Source organism: Pontibacter brevis, from assembly GCF_054779655.1.
Map to the genome: position 1 here is coordinate 1 of NZ_BAAGXV010000054.1, position 12,152 is coordinate 12,152.

The window sequence follows — 12,152 nt, forward strand, 5'->3', positions numbered from 1 at the left end:
AGAAGAACCTTGGTCAGACAGGAAAAGAAGGCTGATAATTACCTGGCATTCCTGCTGCTCGCGTGCATGAAGATAATGCTTAGGTATTTTTGAGATAGCTTCTAGCTTACATTGCCTCTTGTTCTAAACCAAAACAACATGAAACTGCAGTCCCTGAACCACCTCTTCGCCATCGTATGCCTGATTTTGCTTGGGGCGTGTACGTCTGCAAAGCAGCAGGAGGCAAGTGTACCATCCATGGATGCACTGGCCGAGCAGTATGTAAAGACACTGCTGCAGATTGGCCAGTACGACAGCGACTTTGTGGATGCCTATTACGGGCCGGAGGAGTGGAAACCAACCGCAGCCCCTGCCGATACTTTCCCGGGAACCACTTTACTCCAGGAGTTACGGCTGGTGCAGCAAGGGCTTACGGCACAGGACACTGCCGGGCTGTCGGCGCTGGAGAAAAGGAGAATTACGATGCTGCAGAAACAGGTACTGGCCAGCATCACCAAAGTGGAGATGATGCAGGGTAGAAAGCTTTCTTTTGATGAGGAAGCAAAACTGCTGTACGATGCCGTACCACCACATTACGAGCTTTCTTACTTCGATTCCCTGCTGCAGACACTGGACACCCTGCTTCCGGGCGAAGGCAGCATGGCAGGCCGTTGGGCCGCTTATAAAAACCGGTTTGTGATACCGAAAGAAAAGCTCGACACGGTGTTCCAGGCTGCCATTACAGAGGCACGCAGAAGAACGAAAGCGCATTATGACTTACCCAAAAATGAAAACTTTAAAGTAGAGTTTGTTACAGATAAACCATGGTCCGGTTACAATTACTTTAAGGGCAACAGCTATAGCCTCATTCAGATTAACACTGACTTCCCGATTAACATTGAGCGGGCCATCGACCTGGCCGGGCACGAGGGCTACCCGGGACACCACGTTTACAACGTACTGCTGGAGGAAGAACTGGTAAACAACCGTGGCTGGAAAGAATATGCTGTTTACCCTTTGTTCAGCCCGCAGTCGCTGATAGCAGAAGGCAGCGCCAACTATGGCATAGAAGTCGCTTTTCCTCCCGCCGAACGTATTCAGTTTGAGAAAGATGTGTTATTCCCGCTGGCAGACCTTAACCCTGAAGAAGCCGAACGCTACTATGTTATCCTGAATAAAATTGCGCAGCTGAACTTTGCCGGAAACGAAGCGGCCCGCCTGTACCTCGACGGCCACATCAGCCGTGAAGAAGCCGCCGACATGCTTGTAAAGTATAACTTCTACGACAAAGACAAGGCGCTGCAACGCACACGCTTTTTTGACCGCTACAGGAGTTATGTCATCAACTACAACCTGGGCCAGGAACTGGTGCGCCAGCATGTGGAGGCACAGAGTGGCACAGCAGACAATCCGGAAAGGCGCTGGGAGGTGTTCCGCAAACTTCTCTCCAACCCCTACAGTGCCTCTATGCTGCAGCTGTAGATTCCATCTATCACAGTGTGCCCTGCCTCCTTCTGAAAAGAAGAGTTAAAAGCAGCGACGTATGTACACAATAGCCTCAGCACATCACTTTTTTGGTTGCTGCCTTTTGCTTTCATACTCCACGATTAACCTCGTTAATAGTTTCAGTTCTTCTGCTTCATCCGAACCCGCCTCCCCGTCTTTTAACAGCTCTATGCGGAAAGCTATTGTGTTGTACTCATCCTGTGTCGTGATTGGCTTATGTTTCATAGAACTAAACATCTAACGTTTATGTACGATTTGCCTGCGAAAAATATATACTGATTTTCAATACGTACTTATCCAACAGGCACAGAAGCAGCCGTTTTACCCCCTACTCCAGTAACACACTTTGCAGCAACAGGAAAGCTGTTCCGTTTTTCAACCTCCTAAACCTGCCATCCCTGCAAGTAAGACTGTTTATTTCCACATTGTTTTCAAGGATTACACCCTGGCACTAAGGCCATGCCTTTATCCTGCCCATAACCTTTCCAGACACCGCTGTTTTGCCTGCACGAAGTGGATCCGCTTCCAGTTTTTCTGTGAAGTTCCCGGGTCAGCTATACAGTGCAGAACAGGAACATGCGCACCCACAGGCTAAGAGCACACAGCCATAGACTACGAAAAGGAATGTGGATGAGGCGCTGAATAAGCCGTAGCTACGGAAGCTTATACAAACGCAGGTATTCCATTTAGTAACCAGTTGACTACGCCCCTTGGTCACCAGGAGACACCCTCAAACAAAAAAAAGGTGGATGCGTTCATCTGATTTGAGTATGAGGCGAAGTAGTTGTTTCTGTGCGAAATGGGGTTGAATGGGGAGGACAGCTACATAAGCTTTCAGAAAGGCACTCCGGAAGTTTCGACTTCCGGTTGTAGTGCTTTACCATCGTTTTCAACATTCAGTGTAAACACCTAGAAAGATGGACCTTACTTTCCGTAACCTGTTTTTTGTAAAAAAAGACATGTTTCCTGATGAGAAGCAGAAAGATCATGAAGAACACCATAAAAGAATAAGCTGGGTTTATTACTGCACGCTTGTGTTAGGGTTCTGGCTTATCGCAAACCCTCCCACTTTTGGTTACAAAGTACCGGCTATGGTCTGGAACGACATCCTGGCAGGCTTTCTGGTTATCGGGCTGAGTTACTTTGCCATGAAGCCTTATAAGCTTTGGGCGCAGTGGGGAATTGTTTTTTTAGGTGTCTGGCTTTTTATTGCCCCTATGGTTTTCTGGGCCAAGGAAGGGAGTGGCCTGCTGATTAATTACCTGATAGGTACGCTTCTGGTCATCTTCGGCATCGTTATTCCCAGGCAGCCGGGTATTAAATTGTTCGCACAGCCGGGACCCAATGTGCCGGCCGGCTGGAACTATAACCCTTCTTCCTGGAACCAACGCGTACCGGTGGTCTTTTTAGCCTGGCTCGGTTTTTTTGTTGCCCGCTACATGGGTGCCTTTCAACTGGAATACATCAACACCGTGTGGGATCCTTTTTTTGGTGACGGCACCCGGAAGGTTCTGACGTCTGCTGTTTCGGAGTCTTTCCCGGTTTCTGATGCTACACTGGGGGCGTTCTCCTACATCATTGATGTGCTGTTTGGTTTAGCCGGAGGCACCCACCGCTGGCGCACCATGCCCTGGGTAGTGATTATATTCGGTATTCTGATAGTTCCGCTCGGAATAGTAAGCATTACCCTCGTTATCCTGCAGCCGGTGTCAGTAGGGTACTGGTGTACGTTGTGCCTGACGAGCGCCATGGTTTCCCTTCTCATGATTCCGTTCACTATTGACGAAGTGCTGGCTACCATACAAGTAATGCGACAGGAGAAAAAAAGGCGGGGCACCTCCTATTGGACCTCCTTTTGGTTTGGCGCCACCATGGAAGGCGGTGACATGGAAGAAACAAAAAATCCGGAAACACTGCTGGAGCACACCTTTAGTGAAGTTTATCACGACTTATTTCTCAGGCCCTGGAATCAGTTTATCATCATGCTGATAGGGATGTGGATAATGGCTGCTCCAGGTGTTTTAGGATATAGTGGCCAGATTGCCAACAGCAGTTATTTAACAGGTGCCATTATTGTTGCATTTGCCGTCATTGCCATGTCGGAGGTAGGCCGCCCCCTGCGATACCTTCAGATACTGTTCGGCCTTTGGCTTATCGCGGCTCCATGGGTTTTAGGAACAGACAATGATACTGCCATGTGGAACAGCGTCATTTGCGGCATCGTCTTGATTCCCCTGACGCTTCCCAGAGGAAAAGTGGAGGACAAAAGAGGAAGCTTTGATAAGTATATCAAGTAGCGCCTTCGTATCTGCCTGTGCTTACAATTTCATCTTCCTGAGCGTCTGCAAAAGCAAACCTGCTACCCTGAATCAGTAACAAATTGCATGAACCAAGTTCCATGGTATAGAGTAGCATGCAGACCAGTCTAAGCTCCCGTAGACTCAATTCTTCCAGCGGCAGCTTGCTATAGTTTCATTGTTCCTGCCTGCGCTCTCCAGGCCGAGAGGCCTCGTCTTTATGCATCGCGCTGGGAGTTTTTCTGCGCCAGGGCGCTGCCGCTCACGCGGCACGTAAAAATCTCCAAATAGAGGGCCCCTACCCCCAGGCGCTCAACACAAAGACTGGAAACACTTTCACCCCGTGCCAACGAATAGAAAAAGGTTTGTCTGATTTAAGGTGCTTTATGGGGATAGATATCACAACATAACTGCAAACTTGAAAAGATAAACTCCTGGGCTTTACTAACAATTGAGAAGTAAACGCCAGAAGTTTCCTTTTAATTAGGTGTATACCTTCCTTTAACCCTGCCGCATGTTAAACAGAATAGTCGCTCCTATGATATAGAAAATGACGACCAGGATGGAGTCGAAGCCCAGCCTGAAGAAAGTTTTCTTGTATTTGATGGTAAGCCCTATCTGGTAAATGCTTGTCAGCAAAATACCCAAAACAGCCCCGGCTGCGGCAAAGCTTCCTACCTCATCCAAAGCCGGCCCTTCCGTATAAATCAGGTCAGCGAGCAAGACAAGGCCAACATTCAGGAGGTTAGTGCCAAAGATGTTACTAAAAGCCATCCGGTACCTTTTTAATTTTGCAGCGCTAACGGTTGTACTTAACTCAGGAAGTGAAGTAGTAAGGCCCACAAAAAAGTATCCCATAAAGTTGGACCCGATGCCTGTTCTTTCAGCAATAATGTCTGCAGAATTGGCTACCAAGTAACCTCCAACCAAAATACCAAATGCTGACAATAGAAAGAACAGCCCTAGTTTGGACATAACAACCTCAGACAACTTTTTCTCGCCTTCCTCATCTTTGTCATCATTATCACCTTCCTCTTCTTTACGCTCTTCCTCTTCCTGTATTTCTTCCATTCTCTTAGATACAATGGCTTTTACCTTGCCAATGCTTTCCCGTTCCTCCGGCTCTGTGAGCCACCATTTCATTCTTTTGAAGTAGTTGATGATGTAAAAGAGTGCCAGGTAAAGACAAAAAAGAACGACCGACCAAAGACCTACATGGAAGATAGCAACGTCTTCGTATAGAATGGCAATGGCAGCCGCCGAAAGCAGGAAGGAAAGGCAGATGGCCTGAAACCGGGACACAGGGTTCTCAAGCGAACCGCTTAGTGAGGTTTCCCTGATAAAAGCATCTGCAACAGCCAGGACTGTAACTTGTAAGGCAATGCTCCCAAATAAATTGTTGATGGCCATGCTCACATTATCGACCAGGGTAGCTGAAACTGTTGTGGCAACTTCTGGCAGCGAAGTAATGACAGCAAGTCCTAACGTGCCAATGAAAACCTCTGAGATACCCGTCTTGTCGATGATCTTGTCAGCATATTTAGAGAGTCTGACACCAGCCCCCCAGACTAATGCACCTGCTAAAGCAAAAATGACAATGTTCCATACCAACGAAAGGTCCTGTAGAAAGCTTTCCAAATTTGAGCGATTTTAAACGGTTAAAAAAGCATCTAAAGCAGCAGAACCAGCAGTAATTTAAAGCCTATCTCCAGTTAATCCCGGTGGCTGCTGATAAATTCTTATACTAAAAGACACATTTCTTGTTGACTTTAAGCACGTGAAGTTTCAGCACCTGCACCAGGCATTCCTTTGCTTTTATAATCCATGCTTTCCTGATACAGAACCATTTACACCACCACTTTCAAGGTTGTTTACAGGCGCACGGGGCGCATTTGACTAATTTTACCCCACAACCTGACAGGTTATCAAGCTTATTCAGGATATTTGCAGTCGCTTAAATGGTGTCGTATGGATTTAAAAGTCAGGCAGCGGGTTGCTCTAAGTGCTTTTTTCTTTCTCTCCGGGTTTAGTTTTTCAAGCTGGGCAGCTCGAATTCCAACTATCAAAAGCACTTTCGATTTCAATGAGGCGGAGTTAGGCACCATCCTGCTCGCTATGCCCATCAGTTCCCTGATAGGCCTCCCCTTCTCCGGCTGGCTTCTCACGAAATTCGACAGCAGGGTACCCTTGTCTTTTGGCTTTGTGCTACATGCTGTTTGCCTGTCACTTATCAGCTTTGCCACAACTACAGTTACCCTGGTCATGGCTATTTGCCTGTTTGCCTTTAGCATGCGCATCCTTAACATTGCCATGAACACGCAGGCTATTACCCTACAGAAGCAGTACAACCGTAAAATTAATGGTTCGTTTCATGGGCTCTGGAGTACAGGCGGTATTGTGGGTGTAGGGTTTACTACCCTGCTGGTTGCATTGGGTATTTCCATAACGCCGCATTTAGTATCCGTCACTATCTTTACGATCCTGGCAACGCTGTTTGCCTCCCGGTTTCTGTTGCGAAACGACCGGTCTACCTCCGGAAATAAACTGGCTTTTGGCAAACCAGACCCTTACATCCTGTACCTGGGACTGCTGGTATTTTTTGCGGCCATTTGCGAAGGCGGCATGTTCGACTGGAGTGGCATTTATTTTCAGGAGGTGGTGCAGGTGGATATATTTACCTCCGGTTACCTGATTTTTATGGCGACGATGGCACTCGCGCGGTTTCTCTCCGACCGCATCATCGAGAGAATCGGTATGCCGGCCACCTATGTAATGAGTGCGGTTTTTATTTTTTCAGGAATTGCACTCGCCATCCTTTTCCCAAGCTTCTGGCCCGCCATGGTTGGGTTCTCGCTGGTTGGCTTTGGCACAGCCGCCGTTATTCCTATGACCTTTACTTTGGCGGGTGCCTCCAAAAAATACTCCCCCGGCATGGCCATCTCCATTATCGCCACCTACGGTATGGTGGGTATGCTGATTGGCCCACCTATGATAGGCTACTTGGCGCATGCTTTTAACCTGAGAGTGTCGTTCATTGCCTTTGCCTGCGCCGGATTTATGTTTATCCCTATTTCAACCTTGTTTTTCAGGAAAGAAGCCCGCATAGCAATGGCAAACTAACGTTGCTTTTGATTTACAGCAACATAAGAAGAACTGCTTTACGGGGCTGTATCTTACAGCTGAGCACTTCCTGTTTGCTGAAAAGCGAAGTAAAACATTTTTAAGCTCATCCTTTTTTAAAGCCTTGCTTTTGTTGTGCAGGGCTTTTATTTTGCCTGCAAATTCGGGGTGTAGCGTAGCCTGGTATCGCGCCAGCATGGGGTGCTGGAGGTCGTGGGTTCGAATCCCGCCACTCCGACGAAAAAGCCGCTTTAGCAAATTGCCAAAGCGGCTTTTTTATGTACGCTCATATATTAAAATCACCTGTTGCACTCTCTTACCGAAGGGTATACAGAATGAAAGCTGTTTCCGAACCCGACATCAGGCAGAGCAAAACTTGAACTGCAGGCAGGTACCAGGGCAACTGTAACAGTAGCAGACTTATCAGGTCGCCTTATCAGCCAGGCTACAGCCACTAACGGCTATGAAATTAACCTGGAAGGCTATGCGCCCGGCATGTACCTCGTCATTGTACAGCCAAAGGGGAAAAATGCCGTTACCTTTAAACTTCAGAAGCAGTAAGGCCACTGCGCTGCTTATAGCCTAAGCCCCACCCGCGCATCCAGGAAGTCGGCTACATGGCGGTGCGCCTTCAGGTTAATACCAAAGAACGCTTTGTTGCCCGTATGATACTCAAGCCCATAGCGCTGGTACACGGCATCGCGGGCAGCATGTGGCGCATATACATACACCCCCAGCTGCTGGCTGAACCGGAACCGGCCGATCCGGAACTCATGACCTGCCAGCAGGGCACCCCGCTGAAAGTCAGTGTCCTCACCTCTTTGCTCCAACTGCTTTCGGATAGTAAAATCTGCCACCCACTCGGCACCAGCGGTAAGGGCGCTAAGCCTGCCCACTGGCTGGCTCACATAGGCCGCGAGCCCCAGAAGGGGGAGCTGTTTGGAGGGGTCGTCCTCCCTGTCCTGTGAAGAGCCCTGCAGGGCAAAGAGGTAATTCCGCTCATGCTCCTGCATGCTTCCCGCTGTAGGTTGTCTTTCCGGGAAAGAGGCGGGCTGTATGGCATAATGCAGGCCTACTGTAGCCGTAGGAAAGTTGATGCCTTTATTTGGCTGCCGTAGACCGCCGTTGGAGATGTGCTTATAGGTGGCGCCGGCCCGCAGCATAAAATGCCTGTTCAACCTGTAGTTCGCCATCACGTTTGCTTCCAGCGGAAAACTGATGGCCGTGCTGTAAAAGAGGTTCTCAGGGTTCGTTTCCGGATCATACACGTTATCCAGGTAAGCCAGGCCCGCACCTAGGCGAAAAGACAGGCTGAAATTTTTGTGCGCAGAAAGGAAAGGCTCTGCATATACCAGCAGCGCATAAGCATTCCCCAGCACCTCCGGGTTATCAAAATTATAATACGCCAGGGATACGCCCAGCCTCGGGTAGGCCTGCAGGTATTGCCAGGCGTTGGCACTTGTAAAATGAAACCCAACATCGAGTTCCGCACCCCAGGGGTTCGCATCCGCCACATCCCGAATCTCTCGGGAGTGTGGAATAATAAAGCCGTAGTGCCCAAGCAGCCCGATGGTAACAGCAACGCGTGCGGTATCGCTTTGTGTTGGTCCTGCAGTTTGTGCAACTGCAGGGGCGGTCATGAACTGAAATAAGAGAAGTATGATTGAAAAAAGCCTTACTGCGAATTGTTTGAACATAACAAGATTACCCCTCCTTTCACCTGATGTAGTATAAAAATCACCCCGGGTGCTATTCCTAATAAACAGGCTATCAGAAGCCATGGTTACAAGATTAACACATCCCCCGTCTGTTACAGCCCCTTTGCTCCTGCCTGAACACCTCCTGTGTTTGCTGCTTTAGTAACCAAATTACAAGAGGCGCACACATATTGCTTCTTAAGCAGCCTCTTCTCTCTTTGACTTTCGCTTGCCTGTGCTTACCTTCGGGAAAAGAATATTTGTTAAAAAGGCAACACACTTCCTTTTCCATGAGCAAAGCGTTAAGGAATAGCAGCAATATTTAACATGTTATATTCTTTACCATACTAATATCAGCGCTTTAACCTGTCTCCGCTACACCATAGAACAGCAGGAGGCAACGTGAACTATATGAATTCAGAAAAACTGAAACACTTCTCCGGACAGCTGGAGGGGGAGTTTTACTTCGATAATACCATGCGTACGCTGTACGCCACAGATGCCTCTGCTTACCGCGAAATGCCACAGGCTGTCGCTTTCCCAAAATCCGTTGCAGACATCAAAAAACTGATCGCCTTTGCCCGCCAAGAAGGCACTTCCCTTATCCCGCGCACGGCCGGCACCTCGCTGGCCGGCCAGGTGGTAGGCAATGGCATTGTAGTAGACGTTTCGCGCACCTTTACGCAGATTTTAGAAGTGAACCCGGAAGAAAGCTGGGTACGGGTGCAACCGGGAGTTATCCGGGACGAACTCAACCTGTTCCTGAGGCAGTACGGCCTCTACTTCGGACCGGAAACATCCACGGCAAACCGTGCCATGATTGGGGGAATGGTGGGCAACAACTCCTGTGGCTCCAACTCTGTGGTGTACGGCAGCACCCGCGAGCATACCATCTCCGTGAAAGCTATTTTAAGCGACGGTACGGAAACAGAATTTGGGGTGCTGAGCCAGGAAGAATTTGAGGCAAAGTGCCGGGGAGAGAATACGTCCGGAGAACTGGAAACCCGCATTTACCAGGCAACCAAAGCCATGTTGTCGCACAAGCCCTCCCAGGAAAACATCCGGCGGGAGTTCCCAAAGCCCAGCATCCAGCGCCGCAACACCGGCTATGCCATTGACCTGCTGCTGGAGTCGGAGCCGTTTACGGAAGGTGCTGAGGCCTTTAACTTCTGCAAACTGATTGCCGGCTCTGAGGGCACGTTGGCTTTTCTGACCGAAATAAAGCTGCACGTAAACCCGCTCCCTCCAAAGGAAACCGGTCTGCTGTGCATCCATTGCAACAGCATAGACGAGTCGTTGCGGGCAAACCTGGTGGCGCTGCATTACAAGCCGAGTGCCAGTGAGTTGATGGACCACTATATACTGGAGTGCACCAAAACAAACATTGAGCATAGCCAGAACCGCTTCTTCGTGAAAGGCGACCCAGGTGCCATCCTGGTGGTGGAACTTGGTGACGATACCATAGAGAAAGTGCAGCAAAGGGCAGATGCCCTCGTGCGCGACCTGGAAAAGAATAAGCTGGGCTACCATTACCCACTCGTGACAGGACCTGATACCAAAAGGGTATGGAACCTGCGCAAAGCGGGCCTCGGACTGCTTTCCAATGTTCCGGGCGATGCCAAACCGGTGGCGGTGATTGAGGATACAGCGGTGGATGTGGCCGACCTGCCGGAGTTTATCCGGGAGTTTAACCTCACGCTGGAGCAATATAACCTATACTGCGTGCACTACGCCCACGCAGGCAGTGGCGAACTGCACCTGCGCCCTATCATCAACCTGAAAACCGAAGAAGGCAACAAGCTTTTCCGCGACATTGCCACCGAAATAGCGCACCTGGTAAAGAAGTACCGGGGCTCCCTGAGCGGCGAGCACGGCGATGGGCGTTTGCGCGGCGAGTTTATTCCTTTTATGATCGGGGAAGACAACTACAGGTTGGTAGAGGAAGTGAAGCGCGTGTGGGACCCGGTGAATATCTTCAACCCGGGCAAAATTGTGAACACGCCTTCCATGAACACTTTCCTGCGCTATGAGCCGGGACAGGAGACACCGGAGTTTAACACTGTCTTCCGTTTCAGCCAGGCGGGTGGCGTACTGCGTGCCGCCGAGCTTTGCAACGGCTCCGGCGACTGCCGCAAAACGCATTTGACCGGTGGCACCATGTGCCCCAGCTATATGGTGACCCGCAACGAAAAGGACACGACCCGCGGCAGAGCGAACATGATGCGCGAATTCCTGACCCGTTCTGACAAGGACAACCGCTTCGACCACGAGGAAATCATGGACACCATGCATACCTGCCTTTCCTGTAAAGGCTGTAAGTCAGAGTGCCCTTCTAACGTAGACGTAGCCAAGCTGAAGTCAGAGTTCCTGCAGCACTATTACGATGCCAACGGCATTCCTTTCCGCACTCGCATGGTCGGCAACTTTACCAAGGCGAACCAGCTGGCGGCCATGGCGCCGGGTGTATACAACTTCCTGTTTAAGAATAACACCACGGCCAACATAGCCAAGAAAATGATGGGCTTTGCCCCAAAGCGCACCATCCCGCTGCTGCAGGAAACCACACTGCGCAGCTGGTTTAAGAAGCATAAAAAGCAATCGGGCAACAGCAAAGGACAGCAAAAGGCGAAAAAGAAAGTCTACCTGTTCTGCGACGAGTTCACCAACTACAACGACACCCACATCGGCAAAACAGCGGTGCTGCTGCTGGAGCGCCTGGGTTATGAAGTAGAGATTCCGAAGCACGAGGAAAGCGGCCGCACCTACATGTCGAAAGGGCTACTGCGGGAGGCAAAGAAACTGGCGCAGAAAAATGTGGCGATGCTGAAGGACCTTATCTCCAGCGACACACCGCTGGTGGGCATAGAACCCTCCTGCATCCTCTCCTTCCGCGATGAGTACCTTGATTTAGTAGACGCTGACCAGGAGGAAGATGCTAAAAGCCTGTCTATCCACTGCCTGCAGTTCGATGAATTTATCGCGCGCGAAATCCTCAGCGGCAACATCGACAAGGGCTTGTTCAAAGATGAAGCACGGCTGGTAAAGCTACATGGGCATTGCCACCAGAAAGCGCTTTCTTCGGTGCTGTACACCCAGCAGATGCTTACCCTGCCTCCGAACTATAAAGTAGAAGCCATTCCATCCGGCTGCTGCGGCATGGCAGGTTCTTTCGGTTACGAGGCAGAGCATTATGACCTCTCCATGCAGGTAGGCGAGCTGGTATTGTTCCCGACTGTACGACAGCAGCCGGAAGAGGTCATCATCGCCGCCCCCGGCACCAGCTGCCGCCACCAGATACACGACGGCACCGGCCGCAAAGCCCTGCATCCGATTGAAGTTTTATATAGTGCTTTGAAGTAAATAATAGCAGTAGCCAAATTGTCATTTCGAACGCAGTGAGAAATCTGGGTTATTTCATGACCCCGCAATACGGCAGGTTTCTCATTGCGTTCGAAATGAACTGTGTTTAAAAGCAAGTTTTATTTTATGGTTTTTCCGTGTAATATTCTCCTTTTGTTGCCAGTGCAAAGGCCTGCTTGACGAGTTTGTTTGC

At 49.7% G+C, this 12,152-nt stretch carries 8 protein-coding genes and 1 tRNA gene; 6 read left to right on the forward strand and 3 right to left on the reverse strand.

Going from position 1 to position 12,152, the window contains the following annotated elements; genetic code table 11:
• Positions 1–138 precede the first annotated feature (138 nt).
• Positions 139–1,461 carry a hypothetical protein gene (locus ACYVB1_RS13290; protein ID WP_460924262.1) on the forward strand — a complete coding sequence of 441 codons (1,323 nt, stop codon included), beginning with the start codon at positions 139–141 and terminating at the stop codon, positions 1,459–1,461.
• 84 nt (positions 1,462–1,545) lie between these two features.
• Here the strand turns inward: ACYVB1_RS13290 and ACYVB1_RS13295 are convergent, their stop codons facing one another.
• Positions 1,546–1,710 (reverse strand): hypothetical protein, encoded by a 165-nt coding sequence (locus tag ACYVB1_RS13295; RefSeq protein ID WP_460924263.1) that lies wholly within the window; start codon positions 1,708–1,710, stop codon positions 1,546–1,548.
• 692 nt (positions 1,711–2,402) lie between these two features.
• Between ACYVB1_RS13295 and ACYVB1_RS13300 the strand changes: the two genes are divergently transcribed.
• Positions 2,403–3,782, forward strand: coding sequence for an SPW repeat domain-containing protein (locus tag ACYVB1_RS13300; protein ID WP_460924264.1), 1,380 nt, complete (start codon positions 2,403–2,405; stop codon positions 3,780–3,782).
• 501 nt (positions 3,783–4,283) lie between these two features.
• Here the strand turns inward: ACYVB1_RS13300 and ACYVB1_RS13305 are convergent.
• Positions 4,284–5,420, reverse strand: coding sequence for a sodium:calcium antiporter (locus tag ACYVB1_RS13305; protein ID WP_460924265.1), 1,137 nt, complete (start codon positions 5,418–5,420; stop codon positions 4,284–4,286).
• A 330-nt stretch (positions 5,421–5,750) separates the two neighbouring features.
• Here ACYVB1_RS13305 and ACYVB1_RS13310 point away from each other — a divergent pair, with 330 nt between their 5' ends.
• The 3 genes from ACYVB1_RS13310 to ACYVB1_RS13320 all read left to right on the forward strand — a co-directional run bounded on the left by ACYVB1_RS13310 (position 5,751) and on the right by ACYVB1_RS13320 (position 7,463).
• A complete protein-coding gene (locus ACYVB1_RS13310) occupies positions 5,751–6,902 on the forward strand; it encodes an MFS transporter (RefSeq protein ID WP_460924266.1) in 1,152 nt (383 codons plus the stop codon).
• Positions 6,903–7,066: 164 nt separating this feature from the next.
• A tRNA-Pro gene (locus tag ACYVB1_RS13315) sits at positions 7,067–7,140 on the forward strand.
• A gap of 104 nt (positions 7,141–7,244) precedes the next feature.
• Positions 7,245–7,463, forward strand: a complete 219-nt coding sequence (locus ACYVB1_RS13320) for a T9SS type A sorting domain-containing protein (RefSeq protein WP_460924269.1) — start codon at positions 7,245–7,247, stop codon at positions 7,461–7,463.
• Between the two features lie 14 nt (positions 7,464–7,477).
• On the opposite strand, the gene ACYVB1_RS13325 is transcribed toward ACYVB1_RS13320, so the two are convergent.
• The gene (locus ACYVB1_RS13325) at positions 7,478–8,542 is read right to left on the reverse strand and encodes an acyloxyacyl hydrolase (RefSeq protein ID WP_460924267.1); all 1,065 of its coding nucleotides are present in this window, start codon (positions 8,540–8,542) and stop codon (positions 7,478–7,480) included.
• 468 nt (positions 8,543–9,010) lie between these two features.
• Here ACYVB1_RS13325 and ACYVB1_RS13330 point away from each other — a divergent pair, with 468 nt between their 5' ends.
• A complete protein-coding gene (locus ACYVB1_RS13330; RefSeq protein ID WP_460924268.1) occupies positions 9,011–11,959 on the forward strand; it encodes an FAD-binding and (Fe-S)-binding domain-containing protein in 2,949 nt (982 codons plus the stop codon).
• The last annotated feature ends 193 nt before the right edge of the window (positions 11,960–12,152 follow it).